At 75.6% G+C, this 23,210-nt stretch carries 21 protein-coding genes; 16 read left to right on the top strand and 5 right to left on the bottom strand.

Annotated elements, in window-relative coordinates; all coding sequences use genetic code 11:
* Positions 1-83 precede the first annotated feature (83 nt).
* From K7640_RS31045 to K7640_RS27950, 5 genes are read left to right on the top strand one after another with little or no spacing between them, the layout of a single operon-like run.
* Positions 84-1,160 (top strand): ABC transporter ATP-binding protein, encoded by a 1,077-nt coding sequence (locus tag K7640_RS31045; RefSeq protein ID WP_222957925.1) that lies wholly within the window; start codon positions 84-86, stop codon positions 1,158-1,160.
* On the top strand, positions 1,157-2,134 hold the full coding sequence (locus K7640_RS27965; RefSeq protein WP_222957924.1) for an ABC transporter permease: 978 nt from the start codon (positions 1,157-1,159) through the stop codon (positions 2,132-2,134). The genes K7640_RS31045 and K7640_RS27965 overlap by 4 nt, the downstream gene beginning before the upstream one ends.
* A gap of 4 nt (positions 2,135-2,138) precedes the next feature.
* The gene (locus K7640_RS27960) at positions 2,139-3,173 is read left to right on the top strand and encodes an ABC transporter permease (protein WP_222957923.1); all 1,035 of its coding nucleotides are present in this window, start codon (positions 2,139-2,141) and stop codon (positions 3,171-3,173) included.
* A complete protein-coding gene (locus K7640_RS27955) occupies positions 3,170-4,177 on the top strand; it encodes an ABC transporter ATP-binding protein (protein ID WP_222957922.1) in 1,008 nt (335 codons plus the stop codon). Before K7640_RS27960 ends, K7640_RS27955 begins: the two co-directional genes overlap by 4 nt.
* Before the next feature lie 35 nt (positions 4,178-4,212).
* Positions 4,213-5,622, top strand: a complete 1,410-nt coding sequence (locus K7640_RS27950; protein ID WP_222957921.1) for a GH1 family beta-glucosidase — start codon at positions 4,213-4,215, stop codon at positions 5,620-5,622.
* Between the two features lie 30 nt (positions 5,623-5,652).
* Here the strand turns inward: K7640_RS27950 and K7640_RS27945 are convergent, their stop codons facing one another.
* From K7640_RS27945 to K7640_RS27935, 3 genes are all read right to left on the bottom strand, one after another.
* Positions 5,653-6,885: an ROK family transcriptional regulator gene (locus K7640_RS27945; protein ID WP_222957920.1), complete on the bottom strand. Its 1,233-nt coding sequence runs from the start codon at positions 6,883-6,885 to the stop codon at positions 5,653-5,655.
* Between the two features lie 31 nt (positions 6,886-6,916).
* A complete protein-coding gene (locus tag K7640_RS27940) occupies positions 6,917-7,372 on the bottom strand; it encodes a DUF5709 domain-containing protein (RefSeq protein ID WP_222957919.1) in 456 nt (151 codons plus the stop codon).
* A 95-nt stretch (positions 7,373-7,467) separates the two neighbouring features.
* On the bottom strand, positions 7,468-8,034 hold the full coding sequence (locus K7640_RS27935; protein WP_222957958.1) for an N-acetyltransferase: 567 nt from the start codon (positions 8,032-8,034) through the stop codon (positions 7,468-7,470).
* Between the two features lie 116 nt (positions 8,035-8,150).
* On the opposite strand from K7640_RS27935, the gene K7640_RS27930 reads away from it, so the two are divergent.
* From K7640_RS27930 to K7640_RS27920, 3 genes are all read left to right on the top strand, one after another.
* Positions 8,151-9,818: an FAD-dependent oxidoreductase gene (locus tag K7640_RS27930; protein WP_255610090.1), complete on the top strand. Its 1,668-nt coding sequence runs from the start codon at positions 8,151-8,153 to the stop codon at positions 9,816-9,818.
* The gene (locus K7640_RS30665) at positions 9,815-11,239 is read left to right on the top strand and encodes an ATP-binding protein (protein ID WP_308042800.1); all 1,425 of its coding nucleotides are present in this window, start codon (positions 9,815-9,817) and stop codon (positions 11,237-11,239) included. Before K7640_RS27930 ends, K7640_RS30665 begins: the two co-directional genes overlap by 4 nt.
* A 149-nt stretch (positions 11,240-11,388) precedes the next feature.
* A complete protein-coding gene (locus K7640_RS27920) occupies positions 11,389-12,819 on the top strand; it encodes a cellulase family glycosylhydrolase (RefSeq protein WP_222957918.1) in 1,431 nt (476 codons plus the stop codon).
* 54 nt (positions 12,820-12,873) lie between these two features.
* Here the strand turns inward: K7640_RS27920 and K7640_RS27915 are convergent, their stop codons facing one another.
* Positions 12,874-13,191 (bottom strand): TraR/DksA family transcriptional regulator, encoded by a 318-nt coding sequence (locus tag K7640_RS27915; protein ID WP_222957917.1) that lies wholly within the window; start codon positions 13,189-13,191, stop codon positions 12,874-12,876.
* A 360-nt stretch (positions 13,192-13,551) separates the two neighbouring features.
* Here K7640_RS27915 and K7640_RS27910 point away from each other — a divergent pair, with 360 nt between their 5' ends.
* The 5 genes from K7640_RS27910 (at position 13,552) to K7640_RS27890 (ending at position 19,860) form a co-directional block, all read left to right on the top strand.
* Positions 13,552-14,367 carry a DUF72 domain-containing protein gene (locus tag K7640_RS27910; protein WP_222957955.1) on the top strand — a complete coding sequence of 272 codons (816 nt, stop codon included), beginning with the start codon at positions 13,552-13,554 and terminating at the stop codon, positions 14,365-14,367.
* Positions 14,368-14,460: 93 nt separating this feature from the next.
* Entirely contained in the window at positions 14,461-15,030 is a 570-nt protein-coding gene (locus tag K7640_RS27905) for a hypothetical protein (RefSeq protein WP_222957916.1), read from the top strand.
* A 13-nt stretch (positions 15,031-15,043) separates the two neighbouring features.
* A complete protein-coding gene (locus tag K7640_RS27900; protein WP_222957915.1) occupies positions 15,044-15,589 on the top strand; it encodes a hypothetical protein in 546 nt (181 codons plus the stop codon).
* Positions 15,586-17,061: a hypothetical protein gene (locus tag K7640_RS27895; protein WP_308042799.1), complete on the top strand. Its 1,476-nt coding sequence runs from the start codon at positions 15,586-15,588 to the stop codon at positions 17,059-17,061. Before K7640_RS27900 ends, K7640_RS27895 begins: the two co-directional genes overlap by 4 nt.
* Positions 17,062-17,109: 48 nt before the next feature.
* Positions 17,110-19,860, top strand: coding sequence for a LuxR family transcriptional regulator (locus K7640_RS27890; RefSeq protein WP_222957914.1), 2,751 nt, complete (start codon positions 17,110-17,112; stop codon positions 19,858-19,860).
* A gap of 9 nt (positions 19,861-19,869) precedes the next feature.
* Here the strand turns inward: K7640_RS27890 and K7640_RS27885 are convergent, their stop codons facing one another.
* On the bottom strand, positions 19,870-20,358 hold the full coding sequence (locus tag K7640_RS27885; protein ID WP_222957913.1) for a septum formation initiator: 489 nt from the start codon (positions 20,356-20,358) through the stop codon (positions 19,870-19,872).
* A gap of 103 nt (positions 20,359-20,461) precedes the next feature.
* Here K7640_RS27885 and K7640_RS27880 point away from each other — a divergent pair, with 103 nt between their 5' ends.
* From K7640_RS27880 to K7640_RS27870, 3 genes are all read left to right on the top strand, one after another.
* Positions 20,462-21,142: a response regulator transcription factor gene (locus K7640_RS27880; protein WP_222957912.1), complete on the top strand. Its 681-nt coding sequence runs from the start codon at positions 20,462-20,464 to the stop codon at positions 21,140-21,142.
* A complete protein-coding gene (locus tag K7640_RS27875) occupies positions 21,139-22,485 on the top strand; it encodes a HAMP domain-containing sensor histidine kinase (protein WP_222957911.1) in 1,347 nt (448 codons plus the stop codon). The genes K7640_RS27880 and K7640_RS27875 overlap by 4 nt, the downstream gene beginning before the upstream one ends.
* A 70-nt stretch (positions 22,486-22,555) precedes the next feature.
* The coding region (locus K7640_RS27870) for a PepSY domain-containing protein (protein ID WP_222957910.1) at positions 22,556-23,210 on the top strand (655 nt) is incomplete at its 3' end.

The raw sequence follows: 23,210 nt of genomic DNA, 5'->3' as shown, positions 1-23,210 counted from the left end.
CGGCCGCCGCCTCCCCGGCCGGCCGCCGCCGGCCGGGGAGGCGGGCCCGCCCCTCACCCCGGCAACCCAGACAGGAATTCGGCATGACGACGACCGAGAGCGCCCCGGCGCCGGTCGACGAGGTGGTGCTGGAGGCCGTCGGCCTGACCAAGCACTTCCCCGTCCGCCGGCGGCTGCGTGACCTCCTCTCCCGGACCCCGGCGGTGGTGCACGCCGTCGACGACGTCTCGATCGCGCTGCGCCGCGGCCGGGTGACCGCGCTGGTCGGCGAGTCCGGCTCCGGCAAGTCCACGGTGGCCCGGCTGCTGGCCCAGCTCTACCCGCGCACCGGCGGCGACATCCGGCTGCACGGCGCCTCGACCCGGGTCCGCGGCGGCCGGCGCTTCCGGGCGTACGTCCGGCGGGTGCAGTTGATCCTGCAGGACCCGTTCGCCTCGCTGAACCCGGTGCACACCGTCCGCTACCACCTGACCCGCTCGCTGCGCATCCACGGCAACGCCGGGTCCGGCCCGGAGGAGCTGGAGCGGGCGCTGGCCGACCTGCTCACCCGGGTCAGCCTCACCCCGCCGGAGCGCTACCTCGACGCGTTCCCGCACGAACTCTCCGGCGGCCAGCGCCAGCGCGTCGCCATCGCCCGGGCGCTCGGCGCCGACCCCGAGGTGCTGCTGGCCGACGAGCCGGTCTCCATGCTGGACGTCTCGATCCGCCTCGGCGTGCTCAACCTGCTCCAGGACCTCAAGGACCGGCTCAACCTGGCCGTCCTCTACATCACCCACGACATCGCCTCGGCCCGCTACTTCGCCGACGAGACGATCGTGATGTACGCCGGGCGGATGGTCGAGGGCGGCGACAGCGAGACGGTCACCCAGCGGCCGGCCCACCCGTACACCCGGTTGTTGACCGACTCGGCGCCGGACCCGGAACGGATCACCGGCGCGGGCGGCGTCGCGCCGGGCCGGCGGGACCACGGGGAGCCGCCGAGCCTGATCCGGCCGCCGGCCGGCTGCCGGTTCCACCCGCGCTGCCCGCACGCCATGCCCCGGTGCGCCGCCGAGCTGCCGCCACCGATCCCGGTCGACGACAGCCCCGGGCACTGGGCGGCGTGCTGGCTGTTCGACCCGGCAGGCGTCGCGGCCGGGGCCGAGGAGGTGGCCCGGTGAGGTTCCTGCTGCAACGGGTGGCCTTCTACCTGTTCACCGCGTGGGCGGCGATCACGCTCAACTTCTTCATCCCGCGGCTGGTGCCGGGCGACCCGGTGCAGTCGCTGATCTCCCGCAACCAGGGCCGGATCAGCGCCGACGCGATCGCGTCGCTGCGGGTGCTGTTCGGGCTGGACTCCGACCGCAACCTGTGGGAGCAGTACGTCGCCTACTGGGGTCAGCTCCTGCACGGCGACCTGGGGCTGTCGTTCACCTTCTTCCCGGCGCCGGTGTCGCAGGTGATCGGCGACAGCCTGCCCTGGACGGTCGGCCTGGTCGGGGTCACCACGGTCGTCAGCTTCCTGCTCGGCACCGCGCTCGGCGTGGGCGCCGGCTGGCGGCGCGGCTCGTGGATCGACGGGCTGCTGCCGGCCACCACGTTCCTCTCCTCGATCCCCTACTTCTGGCTGGGCCTGGTCGCGATCGCGCTGTTCGCCGGGCCGGGCAGCTTCTTCCCCTCCTCCGGCGGCTACGAGCCGGGGCTGGTGCCCGCGTTCGACGCGTACTTCCTGCCGAGCGCGCTCCAGCACAGCATCCTGCCCGCGGCGACCATCCTGGTCTCCTCGATGAGCGGCTGGATCCTCAGCATGCGCAACATGATGGTCACCGTCGCCAGCGAGGACTACATCACCGTCGCGCACGCCAAGGGGCTCTCCGAACGCCGGGTGGCGCTCAGCTACGCCGCCCGCAATGCGCTGCTGCCCAACGTCTCCGGCTTCGCGCTGTCGCTCGGGTTCATCGTCGGCGGCACCCTGCTCGTGGAGATCGTCTTCTCCTACCCGGGCCTGGGGTTCCAGCTCTTCCAGGCGGTCGGCGCCAAGGACTACCCGCTGATGCAGGGCATCTTCCTGATCATCACCATCTCGGTGCTGGTGGCGAACCTGCTCGCCGACGTGGCGTACCTGCTCCTCGACCCGCGGACCCGAAAGAGCTGAGCCGATGACAATCTCCCCGTCGAGCATCGAGCAGGTCATCCCCGGCCAGGGCGCGATGGCCCAGCCGTCGGCCCGGGCGCGGCGCCGCCGGTTCCGCTTCGTGGCCAACCCCAAGGCCGCCACCGGGCTGGTCGTCCTCGGGGTCTACGCGCTGCTGGCGGTCATCGGACCGTGGATCGCGCCGTACGACCCGGACGCGCGCGGCGCCGACGTGCTCCAGGCGCCCTCGGCCCGGCACTGGTTCGGCACCACCCACCTCGGGCAGGACATCTTCAGCCAGATCCTGGTCGGCGCGCGCAGCGTGATGGTGGTGGGCCTGATCGCCGGTGTGCTGGCCACCATCCTGTCCATCCTGATCGGCGTCACCGCCGGCTACCTGGGCGGCGCGGCCGACGAGGGCCTGTCCGCGGTGTCCAACGTGTTCCTGGTGATCCCCGCGCTGCCGCTGATCATCATCGTCACGTCGCTGGTGGACCGCGCCAGCGACCTGCTGGTCGCGCTGATCATCGGCCTCACCTCGTGGGCGTGGGGCGCCCGGGTGCTGCGCGCCCAGACGCTGTCGCTGCGCCGCCGCGACTACGTCGAGGCCGCCCGGGCCACCGGCGAGCGGACCTGGCGGATCATCGGCTTCGAGATCCTGCCCAACCTGACCGCGATCATCGCCTCCGGCTTCGTCGGCACGGTGATCTTCGCGGTGATGTCGGAGATCACCCTCGCGTTCATCGGCATCTCCTCGGTCAGCTCCTGGAACTGGGGCACCATCCTGTTCTGGGCGCAGGGCCAGCAGGCGCTCGCCCAGGGCGCCTGGTGGTGGTTCGTCCCGGCCGGACTGGCCATCGCGCTGCTCGGCACCGCGCTCGCGCTGATCAACTTCGGCATCGACGAGTTCGTCAGCCCCCGGCTGCGCACCGGCGGCCGCACCCGGATCCGCACCGCCGACGGCCGCACCGTGCGGATGCGGGTCGGCTTCACCCCGGTGCTGGCCCCAACCACCGCCGCCGTGCCGATGCAGGACACCCGGAAGGACGTCACCCCATGAGCGACCAGGTGCTGGAGATCCGGGGGCTCAGCGTCGACTACGGGATCGGTGCGGACGCGGTGCACGCGGTCCGCGACGTGGACCTGACGCTGCACCGCGGCGAGGTGCTCGGCCTGGCCGGGGAGAGCGGCAGCGGCAAGTCCACCCTGGCGTACGGGCTGACCCGGCTGCTGCCCCCGCCCGGCGTGGTCAGCGGCGGCCAGGTGATCTACCACCCGGTCGACGGCCCGCCGGTCGACGTGCTGACGCTCAGCCCGGCCCGGCTGCGCGAGTTCCGCTGGGCGCAGACGTCGATCGTGTTCCAGGGGGCGATGAACTCCCTCAACCCGGTGCACAAGGTCTCCACCCAACTGCTCGACGTGATCAAGGCGCACGAGCCGCGGAGCACCGCCGCCGGCCGGCGGGCCCGCGCCCGGGACCTGCTGCGGCTGGTCGGCATCGCCGCCGACCGGCTGGACAGCTACCCGCACCAGCTCTCCGGCGGGATGCGGCAACGCGTCATGATCGCGATGGCGCTGGCGCTGGAGCCGCAACTGGTCATCATGGACGAGCCGACCACCGCGCTGGACGTGGTGATGCAGCGCCAGATCCTCGGGCAGCTCGCCGAGCTGCGCGAACGGCTCGGCTTCGCGGTGCTGTTCATCACCCACGACCTGTCGCTGCTGGTGGAGTTCTCCGACCGGATCGCCATCATGTACGGCGGCCGGATCGTCGAGGAGGCGCCCGCCGCCCGGCTGTACGCCGCGCCGCTGCACCCGTACACCGAGGGGTTGCTGCACTCGTTCCCGGCGCTGCGCGGGCCGCGCCGCGAGCTGGCCGGCATTCCCGGCTCCCCGCCGGACCTGCGCGCCATGCCGGCCGGTTGCGCGTTCCACCCGCGCTGCCCGAAGGCGTTCGCGCCGTGCGACGAGCGGGTGCCGGTGCTGGGACCGCCCGAGGGCGGCGATCCGACCCGGGCCGTCGCGTGCTGGCTGCACCCGCCCGTCGCACCGCTGTCCCGCTGACCCGCCCGAGCCCACCCGCTACCGCGAGGAGAACCATGGACACCGACCGCACCAGCTCGACGCTCGGTCAGGCCGACCCGATCGACACGCTGCCGCCGACCTTCCGCTGGGGCGTGGCCACCTCGGCGTACCAGATCGAGGGGGCGGTGGCCGAGGACGGCCGGACGCCGTCCATCTGGGACACCTTCTGCCGGGTCCCGGGGGCGGTGGCCAACGGGGACACCGGCGACCTGGCCTGCGACCACTACCACCGGATGCCGCAGGACGTCGCGCTCATCGCCGACCTGGGGCTGGACACCTACCGGTTCTCGGTGGCCTGGCCCCGGGTGCAGCCGGGCGGACGGGGCCCGGCCAACCCGGCCGGGCTGGCCTTCTACGACCGGCTGGTCGACGAGCTGCTCGGCCGGGGCGTCGACCCGTGGGTGACGCTCTACCACTGGGACCTGCCGCAGGAGCTGGAGGACGCCGGCGGCTGGCCGGCGCGGGACACCGCGTACCGGTTCGCCGACTACGCCGAGCTGGTCATGGCCCGGCTCGGCGACCGGGTGCGGACCTGGACCACGCTCAACGAGCCGTGGTGCTCGGCGATGCTCGGGTACGCCTACGGCGCGCACGCCCCCGGCCGGCGCGACCTGGGCGACGGCATCGCCGCCGCGCACCACCTGCTGCTCGGCCACGGTCTGGCGGTGCCGCGGCTACGGGCGGCGGCGCCGGCCCCGATCGAGGTGGGCATCACGGTCAACCTGGCCACCGCGGACCCGGCCACCGACAGCCCGGCCGACCGGGACGCCGCCCGGGCCGCGGACGGGCTGGGCAACCGGTGGTACCTGGACCCGCTGATCCACGGCCGCTACCCGGAGGACGTGCTGGCCGACCTCGCCCAGGCGGGGGTGCGCGTCCCGGTCGAGGACGGCGACCTGGCGGTCGTCGCCGCCCCGATCGACGTGCTCGGGGTGAACTTCTACTTCGGTCAGCAGCTCTCCGGCGTGGACGAGCGGGGACGCGACCGCGACGACGAGGGCCGGCCGGTGCGCCGGGTGCTCCGGCGTGACCTGCCGCGCACCGCGATGGACTGGGAGATCACGCCGGACTCGTTCACCGACCTGCTGGTGCGGCTGCACCGGGACTACCCGGGCGTGCCCCTGGTGATCACCGAGAACGGCGCGGCGTTCGACGACCGGCCGGACGCCGACGGCTTCGTCGCCGACGACGACCGGGTGGCGTACCTGACCGCGCACCTGCGCGCGGTGGCCCGGGCCCGCCAGGCCGGGGCGGACGTGCGCGGCTACTTCGCCTGGTCGCTGCTGGACAACTTCGAATGGGCGTACGGCTACGACAAGCGCTTCGGCATCATCCGGGTCGACTACGACACCCAGCGACGCACCCCGAAGCGCAGCGCGCTGTGGTACCGGGACACGGTGCGGCGGATCCGGGGCGGGCGCTAACCCGTCCGTCGGGCGGCGGGCCCGGCCGGCTCACCGGGCCGGCGTCCGCCGTGGGCCGGGCAGCCGGGCGCCGGGCCCGCCGCCGTCGCCGAGCAGCCGGGCCATCGGCAGGGTGGCCGCGCCCATCGCGACCGCGTCCGGCCCGAGCCGGCACAGCTCGATCGAGGTCTGCGCGTACGGCTGGCGCAGGGCGTGCCGCGCGGTGGCCGCCCGGATCGCCGGCAGGTGGCGCTCGCCCAGCGCCAGCCCGGCCCAGCCGCCGAGTACCACCCGCTCGGGGTTGAACAGGTTGACCAGGTTCGCCACCCCGGCGCCGAGGTAGCCGACCGTCTCGTCGAGCACCCGGGCGGCCGTGCGGGAGGAGGAGCGCAGCAGCTCGCCGAAGGCGGTCTCCTCGTCGGCGCCGGGCGCCGGGCGGCCCCGGTTGGCCTGCCGGAACCGGTCCAGCACCCCCTCCGCCCCGACGTAGGCCTCCAGGCAGCCGCGGTTGCCGCAGCGGCAGGGGCGACCGCCGTACACGATGGTGGTGTGGCCCCACTCCCCGGCGCTGCTGTGCGCGCCGCGGTAGCCGACCCCGTCGGCAACCACGCAGGCGCCGACGCCGGAGCCGACCAGGGCGATCACCGCGTGCCGGGCGCCCCGGCCGGCGCCGAACCACATCTCGGCCTGGCCGAGGGTCTTCGCGCCGTTGTCCACGTGGATCGGGACGTCGGTGCCGGCGCGCAGCACGGCCCCCAGCGGCACCCCGTCCCAGCCGAGGGTCTGGGCGTGCACGACGGCGTCCACGGTCCGCTCGACGGTCCCGGAGACGGCGACGCCGAAGCCGAGCACCGCGGCCGGGTCGACCCCGGCCTGCTCGGTCACCGCGGCCAGGCCGTGCAGCAGGTGCGCGGCCACGTCGTCCGGGTCCGGCTCCGCGCCGGGGATCGGGTACTCCGCCTTGGCCAGCGCGGTCATCGACAGGTCGAAGAGCTCGACCTGCACCCGGGTCTCCCCCACGTCCGCGCCGACCAGGTAGCCGTGCCCGGGCGCGACCCGCAGCAGCACCCGGGGCCGGCCGCCGTCGGACTCGACCGAGCCGGCCTCCTCGACCAGCCCTTCGGCGATCATCTCGCCGACCAGGTTGCTCACGCTGGCCGCGCTCAGCGCGGTGGTCTGCCCCAGCTCGTGGCGGCTGAGCGGGCCGTCCAGCCAGATCCGGGTGAGCAGCACCGCACGGTTGGCCCGGCGCATGTCGCGCACGGTGGTGCGCCTGGCGTCCATGTCGCCCGCCCCTTCCGTCCGCCGCCGGTGCTCACCACAGCGGCGCGTCGGAGCGGTCACCCGGCCCGTCGACCACGTGCACGGCGGCCTCCTCGGCGCTGGCGCCGCCGCCGTCGATGCCGACGTCGGCGGCGACCGAGTCCGCCTCGACGTCCTCGCCGAACCCGTCGTTGCCGTCGACCAGCCGCCCGGCCCGCGACTCGCGGTCGTAGCCGCGCGGGGTCAGCTCGTCCTCGTCGGCGTAGGCGCCGTCGTCGCCGGCGGCGAGGTCCGGCTCCTCCTCCGCGAGGCGCTGGGCCAGGGACTCCCCCGCGTGCTGCTCCGCCGGGGTGGTGCCGAAGCGGTTGACGCCGGACCAGTGGTCGCTCGCGGCGATCCCGGTGTCCAGCGGGTCACCGACGCCGTCGTCAAGGGTGTCGGTGGCGTCCAGGACGCCGTCGTCCTCGATGTCGTCGTACTGCTGGACCTCGAAGTTGTCGGTGCTCATCTCCAGCCCCCCTCAGTCGTGGCGCGAGCCGTCCGCATGCTACCCACCGCACCCGACGAACGCCGAGGCCGAGGGACGCGCGGGCACCGCCGGCGTCACCGCCGCATGATCCAGACGGGCAGCGGGCCGGCCGACACCTCGCGCGCCACCTCCCAGCCGGCCCGACGGTAGACCTCGACGTTGGCCGGGTTGCTCGTCTCCAGCACCGCCGGCAGCCCGTCCGCGGCGGCCCGGCGCAGCCCGTGCGCCATCAACGCGTGGCCCCACCGGCGGCCGGCGTGCGCGGGGTGGGTGCCCAGCACGCCGAGATACCAGAACGGGCCGGGCGGCAGCGCGGCGTGCACCGCGTCGTCGTACGCGTCGACCCGGGCCCGCACGTCGGCGGGCAGTTCGTCGGCGAGCGACCCGGCCGCCGGTTCGTGAGGCGCCGCCGGGTCGTCCCACAGGGCCAGCGACGCGCCCCGCTCGATGGTCCAGATCGTGCCCCGGCCCACCCGCCTGTCGAAGAGCCGGCCGAAGAACGCGGCGGCGTAGCGGGGATAGCTGGTGTCGTCCGGGAACAGGTGCCGCAGCACGTGGTCGGCGGCGAACGCGGCGACCAGCGACTCCAGCGCGCGGGCGCGGTCCGCCGGGGTGGCGACGGTGATCTCGGGGGCGGTGATCTCGGAGGTGGTCACGACCTCCGACGATATACCGGGCTGGCCCGGGGACGTGGCCCCCGGACACCGGCCCGGGCCGGTCGACCGGCGGGTGCCGCCGGCCCGGCCCGGGTGATTGGATGGGCGACATGGCGAACCCGGTGATCCTGACCGTCGACGACGATCCGGTGGTGTCCCGGGCGGTGGCCCGGGACGTCCGGCGCCGCTACGGCGACCGCTACCGCGTGGTCCGGGCGAGCTCCGGGCCGGAGGCGCTGGAGGCGCTGCGCGAGGTCAAGCTGCGCGGCGAGCAGGCGGCGCTGCTGCTGGCCGACCACCGGATGCCGGAGATGACCGGCATCGAGTTCCTCGAGGCCGCGATGGACCTGTTCCCCGCCGCGCGCCGGGTGCTGCTGACCGCGTACGCGGACACCGAGGCCGCCATCGAGGCGATCAACGTGGTGGACCTCGACCACTACCTGCTCAAGCCGTGGCACCCGCCGGAGGAGCAGCTCTACCCGGTGCTGGACGGGCTGCTCGACGCCTGGGCGGCCAGCCCGGACGCGGCGCTCGCCGAGATCCGGGTGGTGGGGCACCGCTGGTCCGCGCCGTCGTTCACGGTACGCGACTTCCTGGCCCGCAACCTGGTGCCGTTCCGGTGGCTGCCGGCCGAGGAGCCGGAGGGGGCCCGGCTGCTCGACGCGGCCGGCGCGACCGAGGCGGACCTGCCGGTGGTGGTGACCACCGAGGGCAAGGCCATGGTGCAGCCGAGCCAGGCGGAGCTGGCCACCCTGGCCGGGCTGACCGTGCTGCCGGCGACCGACTTCTACGACCTGGTGGTGGTCGGCGGCGGCCCGGCCGGGCTCGGCTCGGCGGTGTACGGCGCGTCCGAGGGGCTGCGCACGGTGCTGGTGGAGCGTCGGGCCACCGGCGGGCAGGCCGGGCAGAGCAGCCGGATCGAGAACTACCTCGGCTTCCCCGACGGGGTGTCCGGCGCCCAGCTCACCGACCGGGCCCGGCGGCAGGCCACCAAGTTCGGCGCCGAGCTGCTGAGCACCCGCGAGGTGGTCGGGCTGGACGTCGCCGGCTCGGCCCGGCTGCTGCGCTTCGACGACGGCAGCGAGATCGGCGCGCACACGGTGGTGCTGGCGACCGGGGTGTCGTACCGGCTGCTCGACGCGCCCGGGCTGGCCGACCTCACCGGTCGGGGCGTCTTCTACGGCAGCACCGCCACCGAGGCGCCCAGCTGCGTCGACCACGAGGTCTACATCGTCGGCGGGGCGAACTCCGCCGGCCAGGCCGCGGTGCACTTCTCCCGCTACGCCACCCGGGTGCACCTGCTGATCCGGGGCGCCGACCTGACCGGCTCGATGTCGCGCTACCTGATCGACCAGCTGGACCGGATCGACTCGATCGTGGTGCACCCGCACACCACCGTGGTCGGCGCCGACGGCGAGGAGCACCTGCGCCGGCTCACCCTCTGCGACGCCCGCACCGGGGCCACCCGCACCGTCGACACGTCCTGGCTGTTCATCTTCATCGGAGCGGAGCCGCGTACGGACTGGCTGGACGGGCGGCTGGTCCGGGACCGGCGGGGCTTCATCGTCACCGGGCCGGACCTGCTGGCCGACGGCCGCCGCCCGGCCGGCTGGACGCTGCCCCGCGACCCCTACCACCTGGAGACCAGCGTGCCCGGCGTGTTCGCCGCGGGGGACGTGCGCGCCCAGTCGGTCAAGCGGGTCGCGTCGGCGGTCGGCGAGGGGGCGATGGCCGTCTCGCTCGTGCACCGCTACCTGGAGGCCCAGTGAACCCGCCCGAGCGGCTGACCCCGGCCGAGCTGCGCACCCTGTTCCTGTTCGAGGCGCTCGACGACGACCAGCTCGGCTGGCTGGCCGAGCACGGCCGGGTCGAGCGGCGCGCCGCCGGCACCCTGGTCTACGGCGAGGGCGAGGCCGCCACCTGCCTCTTCGTGCTGCTGGCCGGCGCGGTCACGCTGCAACGCCGGGTACGCGGCGACGACGTGGAGATCACCCGGACCGACCAGCGCGGCGTGTACGGCGGCGCCACCCAGGCGTACCTGGCCGACCGGGGCGAGCACGTCTACCGCCACTCGATGCACGCGGTGACCGACGCGGACTTCTTCGTGCTGCCCGCGGAGCGCTTCGCGTACGCCGTGCGGTCCTGGTTCCCGATGGCGATGCACCTGCTGGAGGGGCTGTTCATCGGCATGCGGGACACCCAGACGATCGTCGGCGAGCGGGAACGGCTGCTGGCCCTCGGCTCGCTCTCGGCCGGGCTCACCCACGAGCTGAACAATCCGGCCGCCGCCGCGGTCCGGGCCACCTCGGTGCTGCGCGACCGGGTCGCCGGGATGCGGCACAAGCTCGCCATGGTCGCCGACGGCCGGCTGGACGGGCGGGCGCTGCGCCTGCTGGTGGAGTTGCAGGAGGAGGCGGTGACCCGGGTGGCGACCGCGCCGAAGCTGTCCCCGATGGCCGCCGCCGACGCCGAGGACGAGGTGGCCGACTGGCTGGACGAGCAGGACATCGCCGGCGGGTGGGAGCTGGCCCCGACGCTTGTCGGCGGCGGGGTGGACGCCGAGTGGCTGGCCAAGCTGGAGCCCGCGGTCGGCCCGGCCAACCTGGAGGCGGCGGTGCGCTGGCTGACCTACACGGTCGACTCCGAGCAGCTGATGCGGGAGATCGACGAGGCGGTGGGCCGGATCGCGACGCTGGTCGGCGCGGCCAAGCAGTATTCGCAACTCGACCGGGCGCCGTTCCAGGTGGTCGACGTGCACGACCTGCTCGACGCCACCCTGGTGATGTTCAAGGCGAAGGTGCCCGGCGGGGTCCGGGTGGTCCGGGAGTACGACCGCGAGCTGCCGCCGCTGCCGGCGTACGCGGCCGAGCTGAACCAGGTCTGGACCAACCTGATCGACAACGCGCTGGGCGCGATGGGCGAGCGGGGGGTGCTGACGCTGCGCACCGCGCGGGCCGGGGACATGCTGGTGGTCGAGGTCGCGGACACCGGGCCGGGCATCCCGCCGGAGGTCCGGCCGCGCATCTTCGAGCCGTTCTTCACCACCAAGCCGGTCGGCGAGGGCACCGGCCTGGGGTTGGACATCTCCTACCGGATCGTGGTGCACAAGCACCACGGCGACCTGCGGGTGGAGTCGGCGCCGGGGGCGACCGTCTTCCGGGTGCTGCTGCCGCTGTCCAACGACGGCTGACCTTCCGGGGACCACCGGTTGCACGGGATGGACGATCAATCTACGCTCGCCCATGGGAGCGCTCCCGCGCCCCGCCGCGCCGAACCCCGGGCAGGTTCGCGTCCGGCCGGGCCGTCCACCGTCACCCCACCAGATTGGGACGATCCCCGATGACCCCTGTCCCCCGCCCGACCCGGCGCACGCTCCTCGCGGCCTCCGCCGTCGGCGCGCTCACGCTGGCCGCCACCGCGCTCCTGCCGGCGGTGCAGGCGCAGGCCGCCACCGGCTGCGCCGTCACCTACACCAGCAACGAATGGCAGGGCGGGTTCACCGCCACCGTCACCATCAAGAACCTGGGCGACCCGGTCAACGGGTGGACCCTCGGCTTCAGCTTCCCCACCGCCGGCCAGCGGGTCGGGCAGGGCTGGTCGGCGACGTACCAGCAGACCGGCACCGCGGTCACCGCCCGCAACGTGGACTACAACGGCGTGCTCGGCACCGGCGCCAGCACCAGCATCGGCTTCAACGGCACCTGGACCGGCGCCAACCCGGCGCCCACCGCGTTCACCCTCAACGGCACGGCCTGCACCGGGTCGACCACCCCGACCAGCACGCCGCCGACGAGCACGCCGCCGACCAGCACGCCGCCGCCCCCGACCGGCAGCACCCCGGTCGCCGTCAACGGCCAGCTGCGGGTCTGCGGGGTCAACCTCTGCAACCAGTACGGCAGGCCGATCCAGCTGCGCGGCATGAGCACCCACGGCCTGCAGTGGTTCGCCCAGTGCTACCCCGACGCCTCGCTGGACGCCCTCGCCAACGACTGGCGGGCCGACCTGCTGCGCATCTCGATGTACGTGCAGGAGCAGGGCTACGAGACCGACCCGGCCGGCTTCACCAACCGGGTAAACACGCTCGTCGACAAGGCCGAGGCACGCGGCATGTACGCCCTGATCGACTTCCACACGCTGACCCCCGGCGACCCGATGTTCAACCTCGACCGGGCCAAGACCTTCTTCGCACAGGTCAGCGCGCGCAACGCCGCCAAGAAGAACGTGATCTACGAGATCACCAACGAGCCGAACGGCGTGAGCTGGTCCACCATCAGGAACTACGCCGAGCAGGTGATCCCGGTGATCCGGGCGAACGACCCGGACGCGGTGGTCATCGTCGGCACCCGGGGCTGGTCCTCGCTGGGCGTCTCCGAGGGCGGCAACTCCGACGAGATCGTCGCCAACCCGGTCCGGGCCGACAACATCATGTACGCGTTCCACTTCTACGCCGCGTCGCACCGGGACAACTACCGCACCGAGGTGCAGCGGGCCGCGGCACGGCTGCCGCTGTTCGTCACCGAGTTCGGCACGGTCACCTACACCGGTGACGGCGCCGTCGACACGGCCAGCAGCACCGCCTGGCTCGACCTGCTCGACCGGTTGAAGATCAGCTACGCCAACTGGACGTACTCCGACGCGGCCGAGGGCAGCGCCGCCTTCAAGCCGGGCACCTGCTACGCCGGGACGTTCGCCGGCACCTCGGTGCTCACCCCCTCCGGGGTGTTCATGCGCGAGCGCATCCGTACCCCGGACAACTTCCCCACCAGCTGATCCGCCGTGGCGCGCCGGGGCGGACCGCCCCGGCGCGTCGGCGCCGCCGGCGGGTCAGCGCCGGCTCTGGCAGGGCACGCAGAGGGTCGCGTGCGGCAGGATCTCCAGCCGCTCGGCGGGGATCCGGCTGGCGCACCGCTCGCAACTGCCGTAGCTGCCGTCGGCCATCCGGCGCAACGCGTCCCCGATCTGGGCCAGGTTCCGCCGGGTGGCCGAGAGCAGCGCGTCGCGGGTGTGCGCCTCGCCCGGGTCGCCGGTGTCGGCGGTCAGCTCGGTCAGCCGGGCGGTCTGCGTCTCGAACTCGGTGGCCAGCGCCGCCCGTAGCGCGCCGTAGCGGTCCGGGTCGACGGGAGGTCGGATGTCGGTGCTCATCGTGAAGATCCTTTCGGGAAAAAGAAAAAGGGCCGAAGCTGCGTGAGCTTCGCCCTGGTGGCCGCGTCGGGTGGGTAGGAAGGATCCCGGGGGGCCACGGCCGGTGGGGAGGGGACTCGGCCGCCGGTGGCCGGGCACGGCGGGGCCGGCCGCCGTCGCGAGGACGGCGGCGCGCAGCGCAAGCCCGGCCGGGTACATGGGCCCACCATAGGCCAGCCGGCCGGCGGAACCAACGCCTTTCGCCCCCGGCCGGTGCGCCCGGGGCGGCGTCGGGGCGGACCGGCTACCGTACCGGCGGCGCGGGTCGTCCGCGCCGTGGGCACCGGGGAGGGGCGGATGCGGCTGCACGTGGGCTGCGCGATGTGGCACCACCGGGCCTGGCCGGGAGGATCCCTGCCGGCCCGGGAGCGGCTGCGCGCGTACGCCGGATGGTGCACCGCCGTCGAGGGCAACACCACCTTCTACGCGACGCCGACCCGGGAGACGGTGGCCTCCTGGGCGGAGCAGACCGACCCGGACTTCCGGTTCGTGCTCAAGCTGCCGAAGGTCGTCACCCACCAGCACCGCCTCGCCGGCGGCGACGAGGCGCTGCGGGTGTTCCTGGACGCGATCGAGCCGCTCGGGCGGCGGGCGCACGCCCTGTGGATCCAGCTGCCGGCGTCGTTCGGCCCCACCGACGTGCCGGCCCTCGCCGGCTTCCTGCGCCGGCTGCCCGCCGCCCACCGGTACGCCGTGGAGGTGCGCCACCCCGCGTTCTTCGCCGACCCCGGCGAGGTGCGCGCGCTGGAGCGGACGCTCGGCACGGTCGGCGCGGAGTGGATCCCGTTCGACACCACCGCGTTCTTCGCCACCCCGCCGCGCAGTGACGCGGAACGGGACGCCTGGTTGAAGAAGCCCCGAACCCCGCTGCGCACCCGCGCGCTGACCGACCGGCCGGTCGTCCGGTACCTCGGCCGGGACGACCCGGCGCGCACGGTCGAGGGCTGGCAGCCGTGGCTCGACGTGGTGACCGGCTGGCTGCGCGAGGGGCGCTCCCCGACGTTCTTCGTGCACACGCCGGACAACGCCGACGCGCCGGACCTCGCCCGCCGGTTCCACCAGCAGGTCCGGGCCCGGCTGCCCGACGTCGCGCCGCTGCCCGAACCGGCCCCGCTCGGGCCGGCGACCCTGTTCTGACGGCCGGGACCGCCGCCCGCCGGGCGACCGATCCGTGACGGCATAGGGAATCACCCGATTACCGCACCGGCGCGCCGCCCTAGCGTCGGAGCCATGGCCCGTCACCCGCTCGCGCCGGCCCGCACCGGCGCACCCACCGCCCACGGCCGCGTCCCGTGGACCGCCCGGCGCCGGCTCGCGCCGCTGCTGCTGCTCGCCCTGCTCGTGCCCGCCGCCTGCGCCGGCCCGACCGACACCCCGGCCGGGGATCGGGACGCCGCCGTGGACTCCGACGGCGGGGGCGACGCCCCGGCCGCTCCCCCGCCGGCCTGCCCGTTCACCGCCGAGCAGGCATCCGAACTGGCCGGCCTGGCCCTGACCGACCAGGGCAACTGCCTGTTCGGCGACGGTCGCGGGGTGGCCAGCCTCACCATCACCACCGCGTCCCGGCTGGCCGGCGAGGCCACCTGGGACTACCAGCACGAGCAGGCCGGCAAGCGGTACGAGCGGGTCACCGACGTCGACCGGGGCGTCCGGGCGTACGTGGCCGCGAAGGACATCGAGGGCGAGGCCGTCATGATCACCGAGAAGGGCAGCTACACCGTCACCATGAGCAGCTTCAGCACCGACGTCGCCGGCTACGAGCAACGGCTGCGCCGGCTGCTCGAGGCGATCCCGAGCTGAGCGGGGGCCGGACATGCGTACCACGTGCCTCGCGGCCCTCGGGCTGGCCGCGCTCGTCCTGGCCGGCGGCTGCGGCAGCCCCGACCCGGGGACACCCGCGGCCGACCCGCCCGCCGCGCCCGCCTCCGTCGACCCGCTGGGCGTCGAGCCGAGCGCCGCCGAGCCGACCGAGGCGACCGAGGCGCCGGTCGCCGAGCTGCCCGACGCGTGCGGGCTGGTCTCCAAGGCGGAGGCGGAGAAACTGGCCAGCGCCAAGCTGAACGACGCGGTGCCGGTGCGTGACACCTGCACCTACACCGGCCCGGTGAGCGGCCCGACCGCCCAGGTCGAGGTGTACGTCGGCGACGGCGTGAAGAAGTACCTCGACATCGAGCGCGAGCTCAAGCACGAGATCCGGCCGCTGCCGGGGCTGGGCGACGAGGCGCACCTCACCGGGGACTCGTTCTTCATCCGCAAGGCCGACGTCTGGGTGGCGGTCCGGTTGACCCGGCTCGTCGACCCCGCGGAGAACCGCCGGCCGTTGGAGACCCTGGCCCGTACCGTCGCCGGCCGGTTGTGAGGGCCGCGGTGCCGCGCCGCCGGGCCCGCGCCCTGCTCGCCGTCGCGCTGGCGGTCGTCGTCGCGCTCGCCGGCTGCGAGCGGCCGCCGGCCGCCGAACGCTCCGGCGGCGCGGCGGCCACCAGCGCGGCGGACCTGAGGTACGGGGCCGCCCCCGCCGTCGACCCGGACGTCACGCTGCAACCCGACGTGGTCCTCGTCGGCGGCGGCGGTCGCAGTGTCCGGTCGGTCACCGCCGACGGGCTCACCTGGCGCATCGACGGGCGGGCCCGCAACGCCGACCAGCTCGCCCCCGGCAAGGTCATGTTCGTCACCGGGCGCGGGGTGGGCCGGGTGCTGGACATCACCGAGGACGGCGGTGACCTGCTGGTGCTGATCGGCCCGGTGGACATCACCGAGGTCATCCGGGACGGCACCTTCGCCAGGCAGGGGGTCACCCTCGACGATCCGGTGGTCTACCTGGCGGGTGACCCGTCCTGGGCCGAGGCCCCGCCGGCGACGCCGAGCAGTTTCGGCCGCAGCCGCCCGATGCGCGCCCCGCTGCTGGCACCGGGCGCCCAGCCGGTACAGCCACCACCCGCCCGCGACGGCAAGGCGACCACCAGGGCCCAGGGCTACCGGGTCTTCTCCAGCTGCTGCACCAACGGGGTGGGCGCCCACTTCACCTACGACGACGGCGGCGTACGCCTGCTCGGCACGGTCACGCTCCTCTTCCAACGCCCCGACGCCGCCTTCCACCTGGCCATCGGCGCCGGCACGGTGACCCGGGCCGAGCTGGAGATCAGCGGCGGTTTCGGCATCAAGGTCGACTTCGAGGGCGGGATCCAGGACGGCAGGAACCACAGGAAGACCTTCCCCATCGCCGCCGACTTCTCCTTCCCGATCGGGCAGATCGCCGGGATCCCGCTGTCGTTCACGGTCAGCCAGACCCTGGAGGTCGCCACCGCCTTCGGGGCCAAGCTCGGCACCGTCAAGGGCGGCGGGGAGTACTCGCTGGCCGGCAAGCTCGGCTTCGGCTACGCCAACGGCACGTTCGGCCCCCGGGTCACCAAGCAGTTCCAGCGCCGCGACAGCCTGCTCAACTCGCTCACCGGGCGGCCCGTCGGCGTGATGGGGCTGGTCGTCCGGCACGGCGTCCGGTTCACCGTCGGCATCTCCGCCTTCCTGTTCAGCGCCGGTGTCTTCGTCGAGCTGACCACCTCCTACGGCGCCACGCTCGGGTCGGCGCTGGGCGCCGCGTACGCGCAGTGCCGGGGCGTGGGCATCGGGGTGCACGCCACGTTCGGCATCGGCTTCCGCATCCTCGAACCCGTGGTGAAGGTGATCAACCAGTTCCTCAGCCTGCTGCAACCCTCCCGCGCGCCGGTCATCCCACCCGTACCGGCGGAGAGCGGTCCGAAGTGGAGCAAGGAGATCTACCGCAACGAGGAGATCATCCCGAAGGTCCCGGCCTGCGGACACCCGCCGACGTGAACCGGCGGGTCACTGGGCGCGCTGGCGCGCGCGTGCCACCATGCCGCCATGAGTGCCACCCTGGTGGGCCGCGACGCGACCGTCGAGCAGGCGTGGCGGGCGCTGGCCGGCCGGTCCCCGGTGATCGTCGAGGGGCCCAGCGGCATCGGCAAGACGGCGCTGTGGCGGGCGCTGGTCGCCCGGGCCGAGCAGGCCGGCTGGCTCGTGCTGGTCGCCGCGCCGACCGAGGCCGAGGCCGTGCTGCCGTACGCCGCGCTCGCCGACCTGCTGCGACCGCTGGCCGCCCGGGTGCCGGCGCTGCCGCTGCCGCAGCGGGTCGCCGCCGAGGTGGTGCTGCTGGCCACCCGGGCCGACGAGCCGGTCGACGAGCGGGCCGTCGGCGCCGCGACCCGGGCGCTGCTCGACGCGGCGGCCGGCGGCGACGTCCCGGTGCTGCTCACCGTCGACGACCCGTGCTGGCTCGACCCGCCGAGCGAACGGGCGTTGCGGTTCGCGCTGCGCCGGCTCACCCGCCGGCCCCGGGTGCTGATCACCCACCGCACGCACGGCGACGACCCGGCCGACGCCCCGCTCCTGCTCGACGACGACCACCTCGCCGGGCCACCCCGCCGGGTCGCCGTGCCGCCGCTCGGCGCGGGGGCGCTGCACCACATCGTCCGGGCCCGGCTCGGCGGCACGCTCAGCCGGCCGCTGCTCGCCCGCATCGCCCGCGACGCCGGCGGCAATCCGCTGCTCGCCATCGAGCTGGCCCGGGCGGTGCTGCGGCTGCCCCGCACGCCGTCGCCGGGCGAGGACCTGCCGGTGCCGTCGTCGATGCGGCAGCTGCTCGCCGGCACCCTGGACGCGCTGCCCGCCGGCAGCCGGGACGCGGTCCGCCTGGCCGCGCTGCTGACCGTGCCCACCGTGGCGGACCTCGCCCGGGCCGGGGTGAGCGCGGACGCCTTCGACGCGGCCGAGGAGGCCGGCCTGCTCAGCGTCGGCCCGCGCCGGATCGGTTTCACCCACCCGCTGTACGCGGCCGCCGTGCGGGAGGGCGTCCCGGCGGGCGTGCGGCAGCGGCTGCACCGGATCCTGGCCGACGCCGTGGCCGACCCGGACGAACGGGCCCGCCAGCTCGCCCGGTGCACCGCCGCCCCGGACGCCGCGGTCGCCACCGAACTCGCCGCGGCGGCGGCCCGCCAACGCGCCCGCGGCGCGCCCGCCGTCGCCGCCGCGTGGTACGAGCGGGCCGCCGACCTCACCCCGGCGCAGGCGACGGCGGACCGGGACCGGCGGCTGCTCGACGCGGTGCAGTGTCACCTCGACAGCGGCGACTACGCGGCGGCCGGCGCGGGTGCCGACGCCGCGGCCACCCGGCTGGCCGGGCCGGCGCTCGCCGAGGCGCTGCTGCTGCGGGCCACGGTCGCCTGGTGCGTCGACGACCTGCCCGGCGCGGTGCGGACGGCCGAGCGGGCCCTCGCCGCCGCCGGCGACGACACCCAGTTGGCCGGCCGGGTCCACGCCCACCTGACCCTGTTCCACGACGCGCCGGAACCCGCCCGCCGGCACGCCGAGGCGGCCATCGCCCACCTGTCGGACCGGGCGGACGAGCGGCCCCTGCTGGCCGCGGCGCTGCTGCTGCTCTTCTTCCACGAGGTACGCGCCGGCCGGCCGGCCCGCACCGAGCTGCTCGACCGGGGGCTGGCGCTGGAGGCCGGCGAGCCGTCCTGGCTCGCCGGTTCGATCCCGGCGATCTGGTGGCGGGCCACCGACGAGCACGGCCGGGCCCGCGACCGGTTGCACGACATGCTGGACCGGGCGGTGGCCCGCGGCGACGAGCCGTGGCAGCACGAGGTGCTCACCCACCTGGGCGAGGCGGAGCTGCTGGCCGGCCGGTTCACCACCGCCGGCGAGCACATCGCGGCGGCCCGGGAGCTGGGCGAGCAGCTCGGCACCGGGCTGGTCGGCGAGACCTGGCTGGCCGGCCTGCTGGACGCCTACCGGGGTCGGCTCGCCGAGGCCGGCGCGGTGGCCGAGGGTGGCCTGCGTCGCGCCGCGGAACTCGACGACGCCTGGAGCCGGCGGATCCATCTCCAGCTGGCCGGGTTCGTCGCCCTGTCCGCCGGCCGGATGAGCGAGGCCGCCGAGGCATACGGCGCGCTGGCGGCGGAGCTGGACGGGTCGCGCATCGCCGAACCGCTGGCCCAACGCTTCGAGCCGGACTGGATCGAGGCGTGCGTCGGCGCCGGGGACCTGGACACCGCCCGCGCCGCCCTGGCCCGACTCGCCCGCCGCCACGATCGGCTGCCCCGGCCCTGGACCATCCTCGGGCTGGCCCGCAGCCGGGTGCTGGTGGTCGCCGCGGCGGGCGCGGACCCGGTGGCGGAGCTGGCCGAGCTGGCCGCCGCCCGGGCCCGGGTGCCGGCCGACGTACTGCCCCTGGACCGGGCCCGCTGCCTGCTGGTCGCGGGCCGGGCGCACCGGCGGGCCCGGCGGCGGCGGGAGGCCGGCGCCGCGCTGTCCGCCGCCGCCGCCGAGTTCACCGGCATCGGCGCCGTCGCCTTCGCCGACCGGGCGCAGGCGGAGCTGGCCCGGATCGGTCGCCGGGCTCCGGCGCCGACCGCCCTCACCCCGACCGAGGAACGGGTGGCCCGGCTCGCCGCGCAGGGGCGCACCAACCGGGCCATCGCCGACACGTTGTTCATCAGCCCGAAGACGGTCGAGGCGAACCTCGCCCGGGTCTACCGCAAGCTGTGCATCTCCAGCCGGGCCGAGCTGGGCGCCGCCATGGGCCGGCCGCCCGGTCCGGTGCCCGGCTGAGGCGGGCCCTCAGTCGTCCCGTTTCCAGGTCACGGTCGGTTGGCCCGCCCGGCACCGGGCGTCGACCTCGATCCGGCCCCCAGGCCCGGCGAAGACCACCCGCGCGTGGTCGTCCGGCTCGGTGTCCTCCCGCGCCACCCGGAACCCCTGGGCCGGCGACGTGGTCAGCCGCACGATCGAGCCGGCGCAGGTGACGATCACCGTGCCACCCGGGGTGGCGCGCACCGTACGGGCCGCCGCCGCGCTCGGGACGGCGGACGACGACGCGGCGCTCGGCGTGGCGGCGGGCGACGCCGTGGCGGCGGGCGTGCCGGCCGGCGCCGGGGACCCGGTGGCCGCCGCCAGGTCCCGCGCCACCTGGTCCGCGCCGACCACGTGCCCCGACTTGCCGGCCCCGATCCCGTCGCCGATCACCCGGACGGCGGCCAGCCCGGCGCCGGTGGCCGCCACGGCGGCGACCAGCCACCCCACGGTCACGAACAGACTTCGACGACCCATCCCCCGACTATGCCCGGCCGGTGGTTAAGCCGGGCACCCGGCAACGCTAAGGCCGGGTTAAGGGGCCTGCCGCGCGGGGCGGGGTGGCGCTAGCGTTGCCGGCGTGGCCCGCCTGCTGCTCATCGAGGACGACCCGGCGATCCGTACGACGCTGATCCGGGCCCTGCGCGAGCGGGGACACGCGGTGGCCGCCGCCGGGACGGCGATGGCGGGCCTGCAGTCGGTCCTCGACGACCGTCCCGACCTGGTGCTGCTCGACCTCGGCCTGCCCGACCGCGACGGCGTGGAGCTGCTCCGGATGGTCCGGGCGGTCAGCCCGGTCCCGGTCATCATCGCCACGGCCCGCGACGCCGACCGGGACGTCGTGCTCGGCCTCGACGCCGGCGCCGACGACTACCTCGTCAAGCCCTTCACCGCCGCGCAGCTCGACGCCCGGATCCGGGCCGTGCTGCGCCGCGGCGGCGGGCCGCCGCAGCCGGCGGTGCTGGTCGTCGGTGACCTGCGGGTCGACCCGGCGGCCCGGCTGGCCAGCCTGGCCGACGAGCCGCTGGACCTGACGCCCCGCGAGTTCGACCTGTTGCACTACCTGGCCCGGCGGCCCGGGCAGGTGGTGACCAAGCGCGAGCTGCTGACCGAGGTCTGGCAGGTGCCGTACGGCGGCGCCGACAAGACCGTCGACGTGCACCTGTCCTGGCTGCGCCGCAAACTCGGCGAGACCGCCCGGGAGCCGCGCTACCTGCAGACCGTGCGCGGCGTCGGGGTACGACTCGGCGCGCCCCGGTGAGGCGGCGGCTGACCCTGCTGGTGGCGGCCACCATGTGCCTGGTGCTGCTGGCCTTCCTGGTGCCGCTGGCGGTGCTGCTGCGCCGGGTGGCCGAGGAGCGGGCCCTGGTGGCCGCCACCACCGAGGCGCAGAGCCTGATCGCCCTGGTCGGTGCGGCCGACCCGGGCGGTCTCGGGCTGAGCGCCGAGCAGCTGGCGGCGACCTCGGGCCGGCCGATGACCGTGTTCCTGCCGGACGGCACGGTGCTCGGCACGCCCGCCGACCGCTCCCCCGCGGTCCGGCTGGCCGCGACGGCGGGCCGCAGCCTGACCGTGGCCGGCCCGGACGGCGCCGAGATCGTGGTGGCGGTACGGGGACGGTCCGACGGCACCGCGGTGATCCGCACCTTCGTGCCGCGCGCCGAGCTGACCCGCGGCGTGGCCCGCGCCTGGCTGGTGCTGGCCGGCCTCGGCGTCGTCCTGCTCCTGCTCGGGCTCGCCGTCGCCGACCGGCTGGCCCGGGCGCTGATCGCCCCGATCACCGAGCTGTCGGCGGTCTCGCACCGGCTGGCCGGGGCGGAGCTGACCGCCCGGGCCCGGCCGGCCGGGCCACCGGAGCTGCGCGAGGTGGCCGGCGCGCTCAACCACCTCGCCGACCGCATCCAGCAGTTGTTGCAGGACGAACGCGAACAGGTGGCGGACCTGTCGCACCGGCTCCGTACCCCGCTGACGTCGCTGCGGCTGGAGGCGGAGTCGTTGACCGACCCGGCCGAGGCGGCCCGGGTGGGCGCCCGGGTGGACGCGCTGGAACGCGCGGTGAGCGGGCTGATCCGGCAGGCGAGGTGGCGCCGCGACGGCGACGCGGAGACCGGCTGCGACGCCGCGGCGGTGGTCGGCGACCGGGTGGCGTTCTGGTCCGTGCTGGCCGAGGACACCGGCCGCGCGGTGCGGCTGGACCTGTCCCCCGGGCCGCTGCCGGTGCGCGCGCGGGCCGACGAGCTGACCGCCGCGGTGGACGCGTTGCTGGGCAACGTCTTCGCACACACCCCGGACGGCACCGCCTTCGCCGTCGCCCTCCGGCCCCGGCCCGGGGGCGGCGCGACGCTGCTGGTCACCGACCACGGTCCGGGCGTGCCGGGCCTGACCGGGAGCGACCCGGGCGGGTCCACGCCGGCCGACGGGAGCACCGACGACGGGCCGGTGCGCCGCGGCGCCAGCTCCGCCGGCTCCACCGGTCTCGGGCTGGACATCGCCCGGCGCGCCGGGCTGGCCAGCGGGGGCGGGTTGTCCCTCGCGCCCCGCCCCGGCGGCGGCCTGCGGGTGACCCTCGAACTCGGCCCGCCGCGCGCCTTTACCTCCACTTAGGGTCCGCACAGCGCGCCGCTATCCCGGATCGCGCGAACCTCAGGTCACCAACGACCGCAGGAGGTTCACGATGACCAGGACCGCACTCGTACTGCTGGCCACCGGCGCGGTGGCCGCGGTGACCGGCACCGCGCTCGGCATCGCCGCGGCCGACACCGCCCCGTCGCCGACGGACCGGCCGGCGACGGTCGCGTCGGGCGACGATCGGACCGGCCGCCCCGACGACAACCCGACGCGCGGTGACGAGACCCCGGGCCGCCCCGACGACCGCCGCACGAGCGACGACGACGCCGGCCGCCCGGACGACGACCCGACGCGCCGGGACCGGACCGCGACGCGGACCGCCCGCCCGGCCGGTGACGTGCCGGCCGGCGCCTCGGCGCAGCGGGACCGGGCGGTGCGGGTCGCGCTGGCCCGGACCGGCGGCGGTCGGGTCGTCACGGTCGAGGCCGAGACCGAGCACGGCCGCGCGGTGTGGAGCGTGCGGATCGTCCGGGACGACGCCCGGCTGCGGGTGGACGTGGACGCGGCGACCGGGCGGGTGGTGCGGGCCCCGGCCGGGACGGCGACCGTCCGGGACGACGACGCGACCGGGCGGGACGACCACGCCGGCCGAGCCGACGACGACCGCCGGGGCGACGACCGCCGCCGCGGGGCCGACGACGCGGGCCGAGTTGCAGCAGGCGCTGCCCCGCTGACCGCGCGGGCGGTGGCGTGCCGTTGGC

Origin of the sequence: Micromonospora sp. PLK6-60 (assembly GCF_019890675.1) — a bacterium.
Taxonomy (GTDB): Bacteria; Actinomycetota; Actinomycetes; order Mycobacteriales; family Micromonosporaceae; genus Micromonospora.
Note: the sequence above shows the minus strand (reverse complement) of the source record. Positions and strands in the feature narration are given on the sequence as shown.